This is a genomic window from Mesorhizobium monacense (assembly GCF_056781675.1).
In genome coordinates, this window is the sequence record NZ_CM165567.1 from 2,569,915 (window position 1) to 2,589,683 (window position 19,769).

Here is a 19,769-nt window from a genome sequence, read left to right on the forward strand (position 1 = left end):
TCAGCAACCCTCAGTCGTGAACGCCGAGCTTCTTCTGCAGGCTGGTCGACGAAGTGGTGTACTGGAACACGATGCGTTCGCCAGGGCTGACGATGCGCTTGGCCGCCTGTGCCATGAGCGCCACTTCGTGAAAACCCGACAGGATCAGCTTCAGCTTGCCGGGGTACCAGTTGATGTCGCCGATGGCGAAGATGCCGGGTACCGAGGTCTGGAATTTTTCGGTGTCGACCGGGATCAGGTTCTCGTGCAGGTTGAGCCCCCATTCGGCGATCGGTCCGAGCTTCATGGTCAGGCCGAAGAAGGGCAGCATGCGCGTGCATGGCACCTCGACGTCGCCCTCGGGGCCCTTGATGATCGCGGATGCAAGCTGGCCGTCGGCGCCGGTCAGGCCGGTGACCTGGCCGACCTGGAAGTCGAGTTCCTTCATCTCGTGCATGGCGTACATCTTGTTGACGCTGTCGGGTGCCGCACGGAATTCCGGGCGCCGGTGGACGAGCGTCACGCTCTTTGCCACCGGCTGAAGGTTCAGCGTCCAGTCGAGTGCGGAATCGCCGCCGCCGACGATGACGAGATCATGGCCGCGGAAATCCTCCATTCGGCGCACCGAATAGAAGACGCTCTTGCCTTCATAGGCTTCGATGCCCGGAATCGGCGGTCGCTTGGGTTGGAACGAGCCACCGCCAGCAGCGATCACCACCACCTTGGCCTCGAACACCTCGTTCTCGTCGGTGGTGACGCGGAAGGTGCCGTCCTCAAGCTTTTCGAGGCTGGAGACCATGCGGTTGTAGGTGAAGTCCGGCTTGAACGGGTGGATCTGCTCGAGCAGCTTGTCGACCAGGCCCTGCGCCGTGATCAACGGCCAGCCGGGAATGTCGTAGATCGGCTTTTCCGGATAGAGCTCGGCGCATTGGCCGCCGGGGCGGTCGAGGATGTCGATCAGATGGCACTTCATGTCGAAGAGGCCGAGCTCGAACACGGCGAACAGGCCGACCGGCCCTGCCCCGACAATGAGTGCGTCTGTCTTGATCGTGTCGGTCATGCGTTGCGCCTTGTGCCAAACTGGCGCGACACTGCATGAGCATTGACCCGCTGCCAAGCGGCGGCGGGAAAAATCCTGATATCAGCCCTGGCGGGCAGGCACGCGCACCACCAGGCCGTCAAGGGCGTCGCGCACCTTGATCTGGCAGGACAGCCGCGAATTGGGCTGGACCTCGTAGGCGAAGTCCAGCATGTCCTCCTCCATCGCCTCCGGCTCGCCGACCTCAGCCGTCCAGGCCTCGTCGACATAGACATGGCAGGTCGCGCAGGCACAGGCGCCCCCACATTCGGCCTCGATGCCCGGCACGGCGTTGCGGATCGCGTTTTCCATGACGGTCGAGCCGTTTTCGGCGTCCACGTCGAATTGTGTGCCGTCATGGGCAATGAAGGTCAGCTTGGTCATTTGTCACCTGAAGGGAGTTCCAGCCGAGATAATCACTTGGCCGGACAAGTCAACTGCGGCGCGAAAGCGCCGCTCCGTGACGTTTTTCTGGAAAACCAGCCTACCGATTGATGGCGGCGATGAAATCGCGCACTTCCTCGATCAGGGCGCCAAGCCGCCCGAGGGTTTTGACGTCCTCCGGCTGCCCCTCGATAGCCGCGGCGCAATCGGCGATGGCGAAGGCCCCCACCCCGCGCGCCGAGCCTTTCAGGCTGTGCGCCAGAAGCAGCCTTTCCTTGACGTCGGCTTCGAGGATCCTGTCGCGCACGGAAAGCGCCTGCTGCACGAACAGCGCCAGCACCTCCTGTTCGAGCCCGCGATCGCCCATCGTCTGGCGCGCGAGATGCGCGAGATCCACAGGTCGAGACCGGGCCGTTCCCGACACATCACCGCCGGGCATGGAGAAGGCAATGCCGCTTTCGCCGCGCATGAGAATTGCAGCTCCTTGAGGTTTGACTGGCCGGGAAATCTAGGCCATTCGCGTAGCTAACGGGTTAATGATTGGCCCGGAAAAATGTTGCGATGGAGGCGGCGAAATCACGTCTGCGTTAACCCTATATTTAAAGTTTTACGTATCGTCGCGAATGCAGGTTTTCTTTACCCCTGTGTGTCATTACGATACGAGGGTCCATTTTCAGCCTCCTGCACGGGATAAGAGAAGCCAGAATCAGGCCAAAATCATAAGTCCCTCGGCAGCTAGTACAGGGTAGCGAAGGCATGGCGAAGAAACCAACGACGACACGCAGTCTCGACAGCGACGTAGCCAGGGAACTCGAAAAAGCGCTCGACCTGGATTTGAGCGGAGATGGCGACGGCGGCCTCGATATGGCGGCGTCGATGGAAGATCTGGAAGCGCAGATTTCGCAGGCGGCGGACGAACTGGCGCGCGAAGGGCGCAGCCAGAAAGCCGAGCCGGCGGTCAACCAAGGCCAGACCGCCAATCTGAACCAGAGCGCAAATCTGAGCCAGAACGGGAATCAGGGTCAGAACGGAACGACGTCGGCCACGACCAAGCCGGCCGAGTTGCGCCCGGTCGAAAACCGCAACGGCACGCAGCCGGCGGGCTTCACACCCGCCAATGACGACCGCCAGAAAGACTACCGGACGCTTCTGCACGGCCTCAACCGGCGCGCATCGAGCACGATCTACTGGGTGGTGGCGTTCATTTCGCTGGCCTGGATCGCCGGTGCCGGTGGCCTCGCGAACCTTTTGTTTGGCTCGAGTATCTGGAAGATCCGCACTTTCGACCAGTTCTTCGCTCGCCCCGAGCTGATCGGTCTGGCGGTCGCGGCGATCATTCCGATCATCCTGTTCTGGGCCTTCGCGGCCATGGTGCGCCGCGCCCAGGAAATGCGCATTGCCGCGCAGTCCATGACGGAAGTGGCGTTCCGCCTCGCCGAGCCGGAAAACCTCGCCCAGGATCGCGTCATGATGATCGGCCAGGCCGTTCGCCGTGAAGTGGCGGCGATGGGCGAAGGCATCGAACGCACGCTTGCGCGCGCCGTCGAGCTCGAAACGCTGGTCCACAGCGAAGTCAACCAGATCGAGCGCTCCTATTCGGAGAATGAAGCCCGTATCCGCTCGCTGGTCGACGGGCTTGGCAGCGAGCGCGAGGCGGTCGTCACCCACGCCGAGCGCGTGCGCGCCTCGATTGCCGGCGCGCATGAGACGCTCAGGGACGAAATCGGCTCGGCCAGCGACATCATCCGCGACAGCATCCTCAATGCCTCGACCAAGCTGTCGATGACGATCACCAATTCCGGCGACACGCTGATCGACAGGATCAACGAAAGCTCGATGTCGATCTTCGATTCGGTCGAAGGCCGTCTCGATACGATCACCGACAAGCTGTCCACCTCGGGCGAGGCCTTCGCTTCGCTGCTCGATACCCGTATCGCCAAGCTGACGGACACGACCGACGGTCTTACCCGCTCGCTGACCGACCTGCTCGACGACCGCACCACCGGCATGGTGTCGCTGCTCGGCGGTGCCGCGCGCACGCTGAACTCCGAGTTCGAAGCCAGCCTCGACGGCATCGAGCGCACCCTGGCCGAACGCGGCCAGGCACTGATCAGCGAGTTCCAGACCCGCGCCGAGGCACTGGACACCGGCACGCAGAAGCTCAACGCAGCACTCGAGGCCCGCGCCCGCCAGATCAACGAGACGCTGGTCGAGCGCGCGCGCGAAATCGCCCATACGTTCGCCGAGAGCAAGGACGCGCTGTCGTCGATGATCGACCAGGGCAAGACCCAGATCGGCGCCGACATGGCCGACATCATCTCGTCCACCTCGTCGATGCTCGAAGCCCGCGCCGGCGATTTCGCCGGCCGCATGGAAGCGGCCCGGCATGTGGTCTCGCGCTCCTTCGATAGCGATATCCAGCGGCTTGCCGATGCCCGCGTCGGCATCGAGGAAGCCGTCGAGAACCACAGCCGCAAGCTTGCCGAGAGCCGCGACCGTATGGCCGAGGCCATGCAGGCGGACCTCGCAAGGTTCGCGGAAGACCGCGCCGGCATCGACGACGCCGTTACCAACCAGGTGCAGAAGCTGGCGGAAGGCCGCAGTCTCATTTCGCGCGCGCTGGAAGAGGACCTGCGCAAGGTCAACGAATCGCGCGCTGCCATCGACGCCTCGCTGGGCAGCCATCTCGAACAGCTCGAGGAAGGCCGCAACCGGCTTACCCAAGCTTTGAACGAAGACTCCAGCAAACTCGTTCAAGCTCGTACGATCATTGATGAAATGGTTGCCGGGCACGTTGGGAAACTTGCCGAAGGCCGTAGCATTCTTTCGCGTGCCCTGGACGCCGACCTCGGCAAGTTGGCCGATAGCCGCGCCACCATCGACGGCCTGGTCGCCGGCCAGGTCGAGAAGATCGCCGAGGGCCGTTCGGTCCTGGCAAAGGCCCTTGAGACCGACATTATCGGCATCAAGGGCCTGATCGAGACCCATTCCGCGAAACTCGCCGAGGACAGGAACGAACTCAGCCGTTCGCTGGAGGGCGATCTGTCGGGCATCAGGAACCTGATCGAGGGTCATTCCGTCAGGCTCGCCGACGACCGCAGCCTGCTGTCGCAGACGCTCGAGGCCGACCTTGCCAAGCTGGCGGAAGGCCGCTCGTCAATCGACGGGCTGGTCGCCGGCCAGGTCGAGAAGTTGGCCGAAGGCCGCGACATCCTCAAGCGCGCCCTGGAAGCCGATATCAACACGATCAAGGGCGCCATAGCGGGTCATTCCGAGCAGGTGGCGGACGAGCGCAGCCAGCTTTCGAAGGCCCTGGAAGCCGATCTGCAGAATGTGAACAGCCTGATCGCCGATCACACGAACAGGCTTGTCCAGGATCGCTCGACGCTTTCGAAAGCCATCGAGGACGACCTGCAGAATATGAACAGCCTGATCGCCGATCATACGAACCGGCTTGTCCAGGATCGCTCGACGCTGTCGAGAGCCGTCGAGGACGATCTGCGGAGCGTGAGCGGCATCATGGACGACCACGCGAACAGGCTGTTCCAGGATCGCTCGACCCTGTCAAAAGCGCTCGAGGACGATCTCGCCAAGCTGGCGGAAAGCCGCTCCTCGATCGACGGGCTGGTCGCCGGCCAGGTCGAGAAGCTGGCCGAGGGCCGCGATATCCTCAAGCGCGCGCTGGAGGCCGATCTCAACACGATCAGGAGCGCCATTACCGACCAGTCGCAGAGGCTGACCGAAAACCGTTCGGAGTTCGCACGGGTGCTGGAAGCCGATCTGGAGAATGTCAACGGCCTCCTCCAGAGCCACTCCGACAGGCTGACGCAGGATCGCTCGACGCTGTCCAAGGCGCTGGAAGACGATCTCGCCAAGCTGGCGGAAAGCCGCTCCTCGATCGACGGGCTGGTCGCCGGCCAGGTCGAGAAGCTGGCCGAAGGCCGTGATATCCTCAGGCGCGCGCTCGAGGCGGATCTGCAGAAGATCGCGACCAGCCGCAGCGATGTCGACGACATCATCGCCGGGCATGTCGGCAAGCTGGCCGAAGGCCGCGACATGCTGGCCCGCGCGCTGGAAGACGATCTCGCCAAGCTCGCCGACACGCGCAAGGACGTTGACCGCTCCCTGTCCGGCCACATTGACCAGATCGCCGCCAAAAGCACGGACATCTCCGCGGCAATCGCCGCCGATGTCGAAAAGATCGAGCAGGCGTTCAGCCGCCAGACCGGCATCATCGAGGAGCGCGCCGGAACCATGGAGCGCGCGCTGTCGACCGGCGTCGACAGTGTTCGCAGCGTGCTGGAAAAGAGCGCCGTCTTCGTCGCCGGCCAGTTGCGCGAGAAGGTCATGGAGGTCACCAGCGCCCTGCACGAGCAGGCCGGGCTCGCCTTCAGCGACGCCGACCGCAAAATCGCCGAGCGCGCCGAGCAGACCTCGGCCGCCCTGCTCGCCAGGGCCGAGGACATCGCGCACGCCTTTGAGGAGGCGGATCGTCGCCTGCATGCGCGTGCGGAAGATACCACCAGTGCGCTGCTTGCGCGTACCGAGGACACCACCAGCGCGCTGCTTGCCCGGCACGACGAGACCTCGAATTCGCTGCTGGCTCGCGCCGAGGCGACAGCCGAACAACTGGCCGCTCGTGCCAGCGAGATCGCCGGCACCTTCGACGCGGCGGACCAGAAGCTCGTTGCCCGCGCTGTCGAAACGGCGCAGTCGCTGGCGGCTCGCGCCGGCGACATCCTGCGCAACTTCGAAGGTGCCGACCAGCGGCTGAGCATGCGCATCGGCGAATCGGCCGAAGCGCTGGCGGCGCGCGCCACGGACCTCGGCCGCATCTTCGATGCCGCCGACCAGCACCTGCTATCGCGCATCGCCGAAGGTTCGGAAGCGCTGTCGTCGCGTGCATCCGAGATCGCCCGCATCTTCGACGATGCGGACCAGCGCCTGGTGTCGCGCATCGCCGACAGCAGCACCGCGATCGGCGGACACGCCGAGACCATTGTCGGCGCCTTTGCCAGCACCGAGCAGCGCGTTGCCGACCGGGCACGCCAGACCGGTCAGGACCTGGCCGTCCATGCCCGCGAGATCGAGCAGGCGCTGACGGGCGCCGACGAGCGCCTGGCTTCGAGCGCTGCGGCGGTAGCCGCCCGTGTCGAGGAACAGGTCGCCGGCGTCGAGAACCGCCTCGCCTACACGGCTGAAACGATGGGCCAGAAGCTCAACGAGCAGATTTCGGGTGCCGAGGCGCAGCTCATCTCGCGCGCCAACGTGATCGCCGAAACCTTCACCGCGGTCGGCCAGCATATCGGCCAGAGCACCAACGACGCAGCCAAGACCATCGGTGCCAACACCCGCGAGCTCAACACAATGCTCGCGGCGCGCTCGGCCGAAATGTCGAGGATCCTCGACGAGACGGCGCGGCCGCTGGTCGAACGCTTTGCCCAGGGCGGCTCGGAACTGCAAAAGAGCATGGAAGAGGTCACCGAGCGGGCGACCGAGAAGCTGCGCAGCGAAAACGCGGCCCTCGTCAACGCGCTCGCCAGCCGCACGGCCGAGACCTTGTCGGCGGTCGAAGGCGCGCGTTCGACGCTCGCCGAAAGCGTCGCCGACCTCATCGGCCGCATGAGCACTTCCAGCGCGCAGCTCGGTCAGCTGATCGACCAGGCGGCGCTCAATCTCGGCCAGGTCGACGAACGCCTGACCGGCAGCACGCAGAGCTTCGCGGCGACGACGGAAAAGGCCGCGCAGACCTTCGCCAGTTCGGCACGCCTGGTCAATTCGAACACGACGCGGCTCACCGAACTGTCGTCCGCCACCTTGCGCGAGGTCGCCTCGATCGCCACCAAGTTCGACGAGCACAGCAGGTTGCTGTCTTCCGCTTCGGACTTGCTGAGCTCGGCCCAGAGCAACCTGGAGCACACGCTGGAGCGGCAGTCGTCGCTGGAAGACCTCGCCGTCGGCCTGGTCAAGAAGTCGGAAGAGCTCGAGAAGGTGATGCGTTCGTTCGAGAACCTGGTCGGCCAGACGATGCAGAATGCCGAGGGCCGGACGATGGAATCTGCGGAAAAGATCCGCACCGCCATCGCCGACGTCGTCGATTCGGCAACCAAGCGCTTCGCCGATGCCACCGAGGAGATGCGGCGTACGGCCGGCTCGATCAAGAGCGAGCTCGACCTGACCCGCGCCGAACTCAAGAAGGGCGTCATCGAGATGCCGGAAGAGGCCAAGGAATCGACCTCGGCCATCCGCCGCGCCGTCTCCGAGCAGATCAACGCGCTCAAGGAACTGTCTGACATCGTTGCGAAATCGGGCCGCGGTGGCAGCGACAGCGCGGAGCAGCGCAATTTGCGGCCCGCACCGCAGGCGCCCGTTGCGCGTGCGCCTGAGCCGCAGCGCCGTCCGCCGGCGCCGCAGCCGGAGCCTCAGGCGCCGTTGGGCGGCGCAACGCTGCGCGGCACGCTCGATCTCGAGCGCCCCGCCGAGGCGGCTCCGCGCCGCGATCCCAATGGCCGCACGCAACAGGGCGGCTGGGTGCGCGACCTGCTCACCGGCGCATCGCGTGAGGAGGATACGGGGCCCGCCGTGCCTGCGGACGCTCCGCGTTCCGCTCCGGCGCAGCGCTCGCCGCTTCACGTCATGGAGTCGCTGAACTCGCTGTCGGTCGACATCGCGCGGGCCATCGACCACGAGGCGTCGATCGAGCTGTGGAACCGCTACCGGCGCGGCGAGCGTGACGTGTTCACGCGGCGCCTCTACACGCTGAAGGGCCAGCAGACCTTCGACGAGATCCGCCGCAAATATCAGACGGAGGCAGAGTTCCGCGCCGCTGTCGACCGCTACTGCGACGATTTCGAGAAGCTGCTCAAGGACGTGTCCCGCAATGACCGCGACAACATCATGGCGCAGACCTATCTGACGTCGGACACCGGCAAGGTCTACACCATGCTGGCGCACGCCAGCGGCCGCCTGCACTGAGCGGGCGATAGGAAACTGAAAAGGGCGGGACCACGGTTCCGCCCTTTCTGCTTTCTGGTCGATGCCTTAGATTGTCCTAGGTCGATTTGATCGGGATTCTCACGCACCGACCTGAGCGCGGAGTTTGATAGCGATGCAGACAATTCGCGGTGATCTGCTTCAACTAGCGCTCGACGACAGGTTCGATGTCATTGTGCATGGATGCAATTGCCAATGCCAAATGGGCAAAGGGATTGCGCTTTCCATAAAGCAGCGTTTTCCCGAAGCGTACGTCGCAGATTGCGCAACCTTAAAGGGCGACCCTGCCAAGCTGGGCAACATATCAGTTGCGGAGATCAAACGAGAGAACCGCATGTTCCATGTCGTCAATGGCTACACCCAGCTCCATTGGCAGGGAAAGGGCGTGAAAGCCGACTACGAGGCGATACGAAACGTCATGAAGGCCGTCAAATCCAAGTACACCAGCAAAAGGATCGGCTACCCAAAAATTGGCGCAGGTCTGGCTGGAGGTGATTGGGAAACCATAGCCTCGATCATCGAAGATGAACTCGCGGACGAAGATCATACACTTGTCGAATATGCAGGATGAGGCCGCCTAGGACCTCCGGCATGCTCGCCTCAAGGCAGTCTTGGCCTGATCAGATCACCGAATCGGTCCAGCGCACGATGTCCTTCGCCGCCTGGCCGAAGGCGCTGTCCAGCGCGCCGACATAGGCCGGGTTGCCGCTGCCGGAGACCGGCGCGCTCGCGGTGAAGGTCTTGGAGGCGCGCACCTCGCCGTTGCGGTCATTCAATATGCGCACGAACAGGTCGACCTCGGCATGCTCGCCGCCGTCGACCCGGACTTCGAAGGAGCGGACCTCGACGATCACCTGATAGTCGATCGCCAGGCCCTCACCCGGCTTGCCGACGCCGGCGAAGCTGCCGGAGCGCTGGAAGGTCTCGGCAAGCCTTGCCTGCACGATCAGCGGCAGCCGGTCGGCCCATTGCGCGCCCTTGAGGTACTGTATCGAGCGGTCGGACGGCTTGATGACGATGTTCTGGCTGTCCAGCGCCTTGAGCGCGGAGGGCTGGGCGATCAGGATCTGGCGTCGGCTGTGGCCATGCGCGTCGATCGACGGCGCCGAAAGCTCGAACGTATCGAGCGGCGCAGGCTTGCCGCCCAGCGCCGCGCAGCCGGCAAGCGTCAGCGCAAGCAGTGCCGCAGCCGATGTCAATCCGCCCGTTCTCACCCACACCGACTTCACGCGCGATCCCCGTTGTCCCCGGATCGTAAGATCAACCCGCAATTGCGGTCCATGTTCTTGCGGTGGACGGACGCCGAAGTCAACGCCGCACCCTCCCGTCATATTGCCGGACCTCGCCCTCGCCGCCCGACAGGATCCGCTGCGGATTGCGGCTGAGATCGGTCACGGCCTCCTCGATGCGGTTGATCGAGCGGCGGCTGTCCTGGACCAGCGCCTCGACATCCTGCAGACCCTGGCCCGAGAAGCGAGCGAGATTGTCGGTGATCGTGCCGAGGCGGGCATTCAGCGTGTCGGCGACCTGCTTGAACGACTTCAGCGTGTCCCTGGCATCGGCCATCATGCCGTCGGCCTGTCCTGAGCCGAGCAAGGTGTCGACCTTGGCCAGGATGCCGTCGACGCGCACCGAGGCATCGTTGAGCCGTTGCGCCAGCTGTTTGGCGTCCTTGATCGTCTGGTCGATGTCGTCGGCCCGGTTGGCGAATTTGTCGGTAACCTTGGCGATGTCGGCGGCGGCCTTGTCGGCGTTTTCACTGGCCTTCTGGATATTGGCGAGCGCCGTGCGGACCTCGGCCGGATCGATGCCATCGAGGACGCCATTGACCTTGTCCAGCGTGCCTTGCGTCTTCTGGGCGAAGTCGTTGATCGACCCGACCGCCGTGTCGACATTCTTGATCACACCGTCGAACTGCTTCGAGGTTTCCTTCAGATTGCCTGTGACGGTGTCGACATTGGCGACGATGCTCTTGATCTGGTCCTTGTCTACGGCGTTGAGCAGACCTTCCGCGGCCTTCAGCGTGCCGTCGAGCTTGCCCGACACGCCCTTCAGCTCATCCGACAGCGAACTGACGCTGGCGAGGAACTTGTCGATGCCATCGGAATTCTTGGCCAGCGCATCGGAGAATGTCTGGGCGTTCTTGACGGTCTGTGTCAGCGGACCGCGAACGTCTTGGGTGAAACCTTCGAGATTCGAAAGCACCTTGTCGGCGCGGGAGAAGATGTCCTGCGCGGTCTGCAGCAGGTTGGTCACGGCGGATGGATTGGCGATGATCTCGGCAACCTTGCCTTCCTTTTCGGCCTGGTCGAGCAGCTTGACCTCCTTGGGGTCGGCACCCTTGAGCTCGATATTGGCCTGGCCGGTGAGGCCGGCAAGCCCAATATCGGCCTGTGTCGACTTGGTGAGCGGCGTCATGCGGTCGATTTCGGTGTCGGCGATGGCGACGGTCGGGTTGTCGACATCGATATAGACGCGCTTGACGTCACCCACCTTGACGCCGTTGAACAGCACGAAGCTGCCGCGCCCCAAGCCGGACGCCGAGCCCGGAATGCGCACGCGCAGCACCGCCGTCTCGCCCCTGTCGCCGATCGCGGCTGTCCAATAGACGAACGCGAAGGCCGCCAGGATCGCGGCCAGCGTGAAGATGCCGACAATGACGTAGTTGGCTCTGGTTTCCATCGCCCCACTTATGGCTATGCGCGCGCCGCAAGATCAAGTTGGCGCGCGCGTTTTCCGCGGAAATAGGATTTTACCCACGGCTCCTCGCTCTTCAGCATGTCGTCGATCGTGCCTTCGACCAGCACCTTCTTCTTGCCGAGCACGGCAACGTGGTCGCAAGCGGTGAACAGCGTGTCGAGGTCGTGGGTGACCATGTAGACCGTCAGGTCCATCGTGTCGCGCAGCTTGACCACCAGTTCGTCGAATTCGGCCGCGCTGATCGGGTCAAGACCGGATGTCGGCTCGTCGAGGAAGACGATGTCCGGGTCGAGCGCCAGCGCGCGCGCCAGTGCCGCGCGCTTGATCATGCCGCCGGAAAGCTCGGAGGGGAATTTCTGCGCCGCGTCAGGCGGCAAGCCGACCAGCTCGATCTTGAGCATGGCCAGCTCGTCCATCAGCTTCTTGGGCAGGTCGAGATACTCGCGCATCGGCACCTGTACGTTCTCCTGCACCGTCAGCGCCGAAAACAGCGCGCCGTGCTGGAAAAGAACGCCGAGGCGCATGTCGATGCGCAGGCGCTCGATGTCGCTTGCCTTGTCGACGTTGACGCCGAACAGCTTGATCGTCCCCGATTGCTTGCGCAGCAAGCCAAGGATGGTGCGCAAAAGCACCGATTTGCCGGCGCCCGAAGCGCCGACAAAGCCCAGGATTTCGCCGCGTTTGATGTCGAGCGAAAGTTTGTCGAGGATCAGCTTGTCATCAATGGCAACGGTGACGTCGCGCACCGAAAGGACGATCTCGCTCTCGTCCTGCTCCTCCGTCTTGGCCCCGTTGCCATTCGCCATCGCCATGTCAGAACTCGATCGCTGCGTAGAACATGGCGAAAAGGCCGTCGAGGATGATGACCACGAAGATCGACTTCACCACCGAAGCGGTCACGTGCTGGCCAAGCGATTCGGCGCTGCCGCCGACCTTCATCCCTTCGACGGAGGCGATGGTGCCGATGATCATGGCCATGAACGGCGCCTTGATCAGCCCAGCAAAGATCGTGCTGAGATCGATGGCGACACGCAGACGGTCGATAAAGGCGGCCGGAGGAATGTCGGAATAGAGCCAGGCGGCGACCATGCCGCCGCCAAGCGCGGCGAAATTGGCGATGATGGTCAGGCAAGGCAGGGCGATCACCAGGGCGACCAGGCGCGGAAAGACCAGCACGCCGATCGGGTTCAGGCCGATGACCTTCAGCGCATCGACTTCCTCGCGCATCTTCATCGAGCCGATCTCGGCGGTGATCGCGCTGCCGGAGCGGCCGGCGATCATGATCGCGGTCATCAGCACGCCGAGCTCGCGCAGGATCAGCACGCCGACGAGGTCGACAACGAAGATGTCGGCGCCGAAATAGCTGAGCTGGTAGGCGCCCTGCTGGGCGACGATTGCGCCGACGATGGCCGACATCAGCACCACGACCGGGATGGCGCCGACGCCCATGCGGTCGATCTGGTTGAAGATCGCGGCCGGGTTGACGGCATGGCCGCGGCCGAGCTTCATCTGCGCGCCGCGGATGGTGGCGCCAAGGATGTTCATCGAGGCAAGGAAGTCGTCGCGCATCTCATAGACGCGCCGGCCAACCGCCTCGAGCGCACGGATGATGATGTTGGGCGGCCCGGACGGTCCCGATTCGGGCTCGCGCCGGACGGCATCGCCGACGGCGCCGAGCAGGATCGAAGCGATCTCGCTCTGCCCCTGCAATTTGACTTCGACACCCTTCTTCTCGAAGGCGCTGACCAGGCGGTCGATCAGCCAGGCGCCAGCGGTGTCCATCTTCTCGATATGCGAAAGATCGAGCGCCAAGGTCTTGAAACCGTTGCGCTTCTCGATCCGACGCATCTCCGCGTCGACCAATGCTACGGTGCGTGTCGTCCAGGTTCCGGAAAAGGCGCAGCCGAGAACGCCGCCCTCCTCGCCGACGGCGATGCGCGGCTGGCCATTTGGCTCCTTGGCGGCGGTGCCGCTTGCGTCGCGTTTGCCGATGGTCAACATGGCGTCCTGTTTAGCCTGCCGGAACCGGCCTGTCATTTGCCGGCATGTCGTTGTCGCATAGCCTGAGAAGAAAAATATGGCGCGTGTCATTTCGGTCGAATCCGAGCGTTTTCCCATCGCCGGCGCCTTCACCATTTCACGCGGCTCGAAGACGGAAGCCGAAGTCATCACCGTAACGATCGGCGACAATGGCCATATCGGGCGCGGCGAATGCGTTCCGTACAAGCGCTATGGCGAGACCATGGAGTGCGTGCGAGCCGCAATCGAAGCGCTGAGCGACAAGATCGCCGGCGGCATCAGCCGGATCGCGCTGCTCGATGCCATGCCCGCCGGGGCCGCCCGCAACGCCATCGACTGCGCTCTGTGGGACTTGGAAGCAAAGGCAAGCGGCAAGCCGGTTGCGGCCAGCATTTGTAGGACTCCGTTGCAAGCGCTCGAGACAGCCTACACCCTGTCGCTTGGCGAGCCGGAGGCGATGGCAGCGCAGGCTCGTGCCAATTCCGCGCGGCCGCTGCTCAAGGTCAAGATCGGCGGCGACAACGACATCGCCCGTATTCGTGCCGTGACGGAGGCGGCGCCGGACAGCCGCATCATCCTTGATGCCAATGAGGGCTGGACCGATGAGAACATCGTCGAAAACCTCGCCTTTGCCGCCGAGCAGGGCATCGCGCTGATCGAACAGCCGCTTCCTGCGGGCCGCGACGGCATTTTACGGCATATCGCGCATCCGGTACCGATATGCGCCGACGAGAGCGTGCACGAGGCGAAGAACCTCGAAGCGCTTGTCGGCCTCTACGACGCCGTCAACATCAAGCTCGACAAGTCGGGCGGCCTGACGGCCGCTCTTGTGCTGCGCGACCGTGCCCGCGAGCTCGGTTTCGGTATCATGGTCGGCTGCATGGTTGGCACGTCGCTGGCGATGGCACCGGCCGTCTTGCTGGCCCAAGGCGCCGATTTCGTCGATCTCGACGGTCCGCTGTTGCTGGCCCGCGACCGCGAGCCCGGCCTCGTCTACGAGGGGTCGCTGGTCTCACCCCCCGACAGGGCGCTGTGGGGCTGAGCGCGCGGCAAGCCCAATCAGAATCAGGCCCACAATCGCAATCGGGATCATCGCCAGAAAACCGTCGACGCCGTAGCGGTCGTAGAGCGGGCCCGACGCCAGCGTGACCACAGCCATGAAGAAGCCGTTGAAGAAATAGGCGATGCCTTGCGCCGCACCGGTGCGCTCTTCGGAGACGGTTTCGCCGATCATCTTCTGCAGGCCGATCAGCACCATCGCCACCGACACTGAATGCAAGGTCTGGACGCCAAAGAAGCCGGCAACGCCAAGGCCAAGCGGCCAGATCAGTGGAAAGGCGATCCAGCGCACGATCGAGCCGATGCCGGCGATCACCATGACCTGGACGACGGAAACGGAGGCGAAAATGCGGTTGAAAAACAAAAACATGTAGACCTCGGCGACCACGCCCCAGGCCCACAGCAGCCCGACGACGGAATCGCTGATGCCAATCGACTTCCAGTAGATCGACACAAAGCCGTAGAGAAAGGCATGGCTGGCGGTGATGATGCCGACGCCGAAGGTAAAATACAGGAAGTAGGCATTGAGCAGCTTTGGCGCCGAATGTTGGATGTCGGTGGCCGAAAGCGGCGAAGCGCGACGCGGACGGCCGAGGCGCGGCGCCAGCAACCCGGCCAAAAGGGCGGCGGCAAGGGCGACGAAGATGATCGCCGGCACGGCCTTGGGGCCTGTCCAGGCCAGGATGAAGCCGCCGGCGATATTGGCGCAGAGATAGGAGATCGAGCCCCATTTGCGCATGGCAGTGTAGTTGGAGCCGAACCGGCGCACGCCCGAAAGCGCCAGCGAATCGGCGATCGGCGAATGCGGCGTCCAGACGATGGTCAGCGCCAGCGATACCGCGAGCACCATGGCGTAGGTGGGGTTAAGGAAATAGCCCGCGGAAATGACCATAGTCGCGGCGACGAGCACGACATAGACATTGGCCCGGTCCTTCGCCCGGTCGGCCAAGGCGGTCAGCAACGGCGTCGTCACCACGCGCAGGAACATCGGCGCGGCCAAAATGACCGCGATCTGTTCGGCATGGAAACCCTCGGCCTGCAGCCATAGCGGGAAATAGGGCAGATGCGTGCCGAGCGACGCGAACAGCGTGAAGAAGATAAGGCTTATGCGCAGTTCGAAATGGCGCGGCTTGACGAGTTGTTCGGGTGAAAGCGGCGGCAGGGACATGAATCGATCCAATTGCGCCGCGTTCTACCAGACGACCAGCAGCGCGATCGACCATTAACATGGAGAAAAACCGGGCGAAACCGGTTGGACTAATCGATTAATCCCAGAGCAGGAACGTACCTCAGGCCGCTTCGACCACCCGGTCCTCGATGAGCATCGGGATGAAAGGTTCGTCCGGAGCCTCAGGCAACACCTTCGCCCAGTGCAGGATTTCCATCCGGCCGTCGAAATGCTCGACCACCGCCGTGCAGCTTTCCACCCAGTCGCCGGTGTTGATGTACTGGACGTCCTCGTAGTTCTCGATCGCGGCATGGTGGATGTGGCCGCAGATCACGCCGTCGACATGCGAGCGGCGTGCTTCCTCGGTCAGCATGGTCTGGAACGAGCCGATGAAGTTCACCGCCTTCTTGACGTTGACCTTGGCCCATGACGAAAACGACCAGTAAGGCAGGCCAAGCAACTGGCGAAGCCGCGTTACCACCCTGTTGACGAGCATGGCTGCGTCATACGCGTAGTCGCCAAGATAGGCGAGCCAGCGCGCATTGTGGACGACGGTGTCGAACTGGTCGCCATGGATGACCAGCAGGCGCCTGCCATCGGCGGTCTCGTGGATGGCACGGTCGGCGACGACGATGCCGCCGAAATGCACGCCCTGGAACTGGCGGGCGAACTCGTCGTGATTGCCGGCAATGTAGGTGATGTTGGCGCCCTTGCGCGCCTTGCGCAGCAATTTCTGCACGACGTCGTTGTGACTCTGCGGCCAGTGCCAGCTGCGCCTCAGGCGCCAGCCATCGACGATATCACCAACGAGATAGATGATATCGGCGTCGTGATGGCGCAGGAAATCGATCAGGAAGTCGGCCTTGGCCGCCTTCGAGCCGAGATGGACGTCGGAGATGAACATGCTGCGGAAAGTGCGGGGCTCTGGGCCAGACATCAGATTGTCACCGTTGCTTTCGCGCAGGCTATGCCCCGATTCATGCAACAACCGTATGACGGTTGCGATTGGTCCAGCCGAAGAGCTAGCGTGCCGTGCTTGATCAGAGGAGAAAATCACCATGGATCTCGGCATTCGCGGCAAGAAGGCGATCGTCTGTGCATCGAGCAAAGGGCTTGGGCGCGGCTGCGCCATGGCGCTGGCCGAGGCCGGCTGCGATCTGGTGGTCAACGGCCGCAATGCCGAACTGCTGGCCAGGACCGCCCAGGACATCCGTGACCGCTACGGCGTCAAGGTGACCGAGATCCTCGGCGACGTCTCGAAGCCCGAGGTGCAAAAGGCGATGCTTGCGGCCTGCCCCGATCCCGACATCCTCGTCAACAACAATGGTGGACCGCCGCTGCGCGATTTCCGCACGCTCGACCGCGAAAAGATCCTTGAAGGCGTCACCCAGAACATGGTGACGCCGATCGAGCTGATCCAGGCGGTGATCGACGGCATGGCGGCGCGCGGCTTCGGCCGCATCGTCAACATCACCTCGCTGTCAGTCTATGTGCCGATCCCCGGCCTCGATCTGTCGTCCGGCGCGCGCGCCGGACTGACCTCGTTCCTGGCCGGCGTGGCTCGCACGGTGATCGACCGCAACGTGACCATCAACAGCATGCTGCCCGGCAAGCTCGACACCGACCGGCTGCGCGGCCCGCATGAAGCCGGCACGCCGGAAGACCCGGCAGCGGCAGCCGCGCGCAAGACCCGCATCAGCGCCGACGTGCCCGCCAAGCAACTCGGCACGCCAGAGGAGTTCGGCCAGATCTGCGCCTTCCTGTGCTCCGTCCATGCCGGCTATCTCACCGGGCAGAACATACCGGTCGACGGCGGCCTCTACGTCAGCGCATTCTGACGGCGAGGCTCGACACTTTCGCACGATATCGACACAAAGATTCGCAGGATATCGACACAAAGAATTGAAATAACTCCATCTTTTCGACCTTGACCCTTTCCGCTGCGCTTGCGTCATTTGGCGTCGCGAAAAACCAATGCCGCATGCTAAAAGGCAGCGAGGCAGCAGCGCAGGGAGGGCCGGCATGGAAGGCGAGAACAAGAAGACGACCCGGTCGGACCTCGACGAGGCCGCGCTCTACTTCCACAAGCATCCGACCCCCGGAAAGCTCGAAATCCAGGCGACCAAGCCGCTCGGCAACCAGCGCGACCTGGCGCTCGCCTATTCGCCTGGCGTCGCCGCCCCTTGCCTCGAAATCCGCGACAATCCGGCGACCGCCGCTGACTATACGGCGCGCGCCAATCTGGTTGGCGTCGTTTCCAACGGCTCGGCGGTGCTCGGCCTCGGCAATATCGGCCCGCTCGCCTCCAAGCCGGTCATGGAAGGCAAGGCGGTGCTGTTCAAGAAATTCGCCGGCATCGACGTGTTCGACATCGAGATCGACGCGCCCGGGATCGAGCGCATGGTCGAGACGGTCTCGGCGCTGGAGCCGACCTTCGGCGGCATCAACCTCGAGGACATCAAGGCGCCGGAATGTTTTGAGGTCGAGGAACAGCTGAAGGCCCGCATGGGCATACCGGTATTCCATGACGACCAGCACGGCACGGCGATCATCGTCGCCGCCGCGGTGCTCAACGGGCTGGAATTTGCCGGCAAGACCATTTCCGACATCAAGATCGTCACCTCGGGCGCCGGTGCCGCCGCCCTTGCATGCCTCAACCTTCTGGTTTCGCTCGGCGCCAAGGTGGAGAACATCTGGGTCACCGACCGTTTCGGCGTCGCCTACAAGGGGCGCACGGACGAGATGGACCGCTGGAAAGATCCTTACGTGAAGGATACGGCAGCGCGAACGCTGGCCGATGTGATCCCGGGCGCCGATGTCTTCCTCGGCCTGTCGGCCGCCGGCGTGCTGAAGCCGGAACTGCTGCAGCACATGGCGTCGAAGCCGCTGATCCTGGCGCTGGCCAACCCCAATCCGGAGATCATGCCGGAGGCCGCACGGGCGGCGCGACCGGACGCGATGATCTGCACCGGTCGTTCCGATTTTCCAAATCAAGTCAACAACGTACTGTGTTTTCCTTACATCTTCCGTGGCGCGCTGGACTGCGGCGCCAGCGCCATCAACGAGGAGATGAAGATGGCGGCGGTGCGGGCGATCGCGGCACTCGCCCGCGAGGAACCGTCCGACGTCGCCGCGCGCGCCTACTCCGGCGAGACGCCGATCTTCGGGCCCGATTTCCTGATCCCCTCGCCCTTCGACCCCAGGCTGATCCTGCGCATTGCGCCAGCCGTCGCCAAGGCAGCCTGCGACACCGGCGTGGCGACCAGGCCGATCACCGACTTCGCCGCCTACATCGACAAGCTCAACCGCTTTGTCTTCCGCTCCGGCCTGGTGATGAAGCCGGTGTTCTCGTCCGCCAAGGCCTCAAGCGCCAAGCGCGTCATCTATGCCGAGGGCGAGGACGAGCGCGTGCTGCGCGCCGCCCAGGTGGTGCTCGAGGAAGGCATTGCCGAACCGATCCTGATCGGACGCCCGCATGTCATCGAGGTCAGGCTGAAGCGCTATGGGCTCCGCATCAAGCCAGGCGTCGATTTCGGCCTGATCAACCCCGAGGACGATCCGCGCTATCGCCACTATGTCGACCTTTTGATCGAGCTCGCCGGTCGGCGCGGCGTGACGACGGAGGCAGCTCGCACCATGGTGCGCACCGACAACACGGTGATCGCGGCGCTCGCGCTGAAGCGCGGCGATGCCGATGCCATGGTCTGCGGTCTCGAAGGCCGTTTCGAGCGGCATCTGCGCAATGTGACGCTGATCATCGGGCCCCGCGCGGGCATCAAGGACCGCGATCTCTCGACGCTTTCCATGCTGATTTCGCAGCGCGGCATCATCTTCCTCACCGACACACATGTCTCCGTCGACCCGACGGCGGAAGAGATCGCCGAGATGACGGTGCTGGCGGCGGAGGAAATCCAGCGCTTCGGCATCGAGCCCAAGGCAGCACTGCTGTCGCATTCGGATTTCGGCTCGCGCGATTCGCCGAGCGCGCTGAAGATGCGCCAGGCGGCGGCGATCCTGGCGCGCATCGCGCCGGAGCTCCAGTGCGACGGCGAAATGCATGCCGAACTCGGCACTTTCGGAGAATCTGCGCCAGCGCGTCTATCCGCATTCGCGGCTCAAGGGCGAAGCCAATCTGCTGGTGTTTCCGAACCTCGATTCGGCCAACATCACGCTGACGGCGCTGCGCGCCATGATGGATGCGCTGCATGTCGGGCCGATCCTGCTCGGCACGGACAAGCCGGCGCACATATTGACGCCTTCGGTAACCTCGCGCGGCGTCGTCAACATGACCGCGCTCGCCGTGGTCGAGGCGGCGCACAAGGCGCAGGCCGTCGTCAATCTGGGCTAAGGCCGCATTTCGCGGTAAGCTGCCGTCACGTTTGGTTGCAG

General features: G+C 63.8%; 13 protein-coding genes and 1 pseudogene. 5 read left to right on the top strand and 9 right to left on the bottom strand.

What is annotated here, in order from left to right:
• Positions 1 to 10 precede the first annotated feature (10 nt).
• The 3 genes from AC1RUK_RS12430 to AC1RUK_RS12440 form a co-directional block, all read right to left on the bottom strand.
• Positions 11 to 1,039, bottom strand: a complete 1,029-nt coding sequence (locus AC1RUK_RS12430) for an NAD(P)/FAD-dependent oxidoreductase (RefSeq protein ID WP_436174789.1) — start codon at positions 1,037 to 1,039, stop codon at positions 11 to 13.
• 81 nt (positions 1,040 to 1,120) lie between these two features.
• Positions 1,121 to 1,441: a 2Fe-2S iron-sulfur cluster-binding protein gene (locus tag AC1RUK_RS12435; protein WP_006206096.1), complete on the bottom strand. Its 321-nt coding sequence runs from the start codon at positions 1,439 to 1,441 to the stop codon at positions 1,121 to 1,123.
• 100 nt (positions 1,442 to 1,541) lie between these two features.
• Positions 1,542 to 1,910, bottom strand: a complete 369-nt coding sequence (locus AC1RUK_RS12440; RefSeq protein ID WP_481835394.1) for an Hpt domain-containing protein — start codon at positions 1,908 to 1,910, stop codon at positions 1,542 to 1,544.
• Positions 1,911 to 2,197: 287 nt separating this feature from the next.
• On the opposite strand from AC1RUK_RS12440, the gene AC1RUK_RS12445 reads away from it, so the two are divergent.
• On the top strand, positions 2,198 to 8,416 hold the full coding sequence (locus AC1RUK_RS12445) for an apolipoprotein A-IV repeat region-like domain-containing protein (protein ID WP_481840253.1): 6,219 nt from the start codon (positions 2,198 to 2,200) through the stop codon (positions 8,414 to 8,416).
• 133 nt (positions 8,417 to 8,549) lie between these two features.
• Complete coding sequence (locus tag AC1RUK_RS12450) at positions 8,550 to 9,005, top strand: macro domain-containing protein (protein WP_481835392.1); 456 nt, start codon at positions 8,550 to 8,552, stop codon at positions 9,003 to 9,005.
• Positions 9,006 to 9,054: 49 nt separating this feature from the next.
• Here AC1RUK_RS12450 and AC1RUK_RS12455 read toward each other — a convergent pair whose 3' ends face one another.
• Genes AC1RUK_RS12455 through AC1RUK_RS12470 form a run of 4 tightly spaced genes read right to left on the bottom strand, consistent with a single transcriptional unit; the run spans position 9,055 to position 13,135 of the window.
• Positions 9,055 to 9,705, bottom strand: coding sequence for an ABC-type transport auxiliary lipoprotein family protein (locus AC1RUK_RS12455; protein WP_481835391.1), 651 nt, complete (start codon positions 9,703 to 9,705; stop codon positions 9,055 to 9,057).
• Positions 9,706 to 9,742: 37 nt separating this feature from the next.
• Positions 9,743 to 11,116, bottom strand: coding sequence for an MlaD family protein (locus tag AC1RUK_RS12460; RefSeq protein ID WP_481835390.1), 1,374 nt, complete (start codon positions 11,114 to 11,116; stop codon positions 9,743 to 9,745).
• Positions 11,117 to 11,130: 14 nt separating this feature from the next.
• The gene (locus tag AC1RUK_RS12465; protein WP_481839521.1) at positions 11,131 to 11,940 is read right to left on the bottom strand and encodes an ABC transporter ATP-binding protein; all 810 of its coding nucleotides are present in this window, start codon (positions 11,938 to 11,940) and stop codon (positions 11,131 to 11,133) included.
• Positions 11,941 to 11,947: 7 nt separating this feature from the next.
• Entirely contained in the window at positions 11,948 to 13,135 is a 1,188-nt protein-coding gene (locus AC1RUK_RS12470) for an ABC transporter permease (RefSeq protein ID WP_481835389.1), read from the bottom strand.
• A 76-nt stretch (positions 13,136 to 13,211) separates the two neighbouring features.
• Between AC1RUK_RS12470 and dgcA the strand changes: the two genes are divergently transcribed.
• Positions 13,212 to 14,195, top strand: a complete 984-nt coding sequence (gene dgcA, locus AC1RUK_RS12475; protein ID WP_481835388.1) for an N-acetyl-D-Glu racemase DgcA — start codon at positions 13,212 to 13,214, stop codon at positions 14,193 to 14,195.
• Here the strand turns inward: dgcA and AC1RUK_RS12480 are convergent.
• Together AC1RUK_RS12480 and AC1RUK_RS12485 are read right to left on the bottom strand one after the other, a co-directional pair.
• Positions 14,166 to 15,380: an MFS transporter gene (locus tag AC1RUK_RS12480; protein ID WP_481840254.1), complete on the bottom strand. Its 1,215-nt coding sequence runs from the start codon at positions 15,378 to 15,380 to the stop codon at positions 14,166 to 14,168. The genes dgcA and AC1RUK_RS12480 overlap by 30 nt on opposite strands.
• 121 nt (positions 15,381 to 15,501) lie before the next feature.
• Positions 15,502 to 16,317: a UDP-2,3-diacylglucosamine diphosphatase gene (locus tag AC1RUK_RS12485; protein ID WP_081482303.1), complete on the bottom strand. Its 816-nt coding sequence runs from the start codon at positions 16,315 to 16,317 to the stop codon at positions 15,502 to 15,504.
• Between the two features lie 121 nt (positions 16,318 to 16,438).
• Here AC1RUK_RS12485 and AC1RUK_RS12490 point away from each other — a divergent pair, with 121 nt between their 5' ends.
• Both AC1RUK_RS12490 and AC1RUK_RS12495 read left to right on the top strand, forming a co-directional pair.
• The gene (locus tag AC1RUK_RS12490; RefSeq protein ID WP_481840255.1) at positions 16,439 to 17,218 is read left to right on the top strand and encodes an SDR family oxidoreductase; all 780 of its coding nucleotides are present in this window, start codon (positions 16,439 to 16,441) and stop codon (positions 17,216 to 17,218) included.
• A gap of 184 nt (positions 17,219 to 17,402) precedes the next feature.
• A pseudogene (locus AC1RUK_RS12495) lies at positions 17,403 to 19,728 on the top strand (NADP-dependent malic enzyme).
• The last annotated feature ends 41 nt before the right edge of the window (positions 19,729 to 19,769 follow it).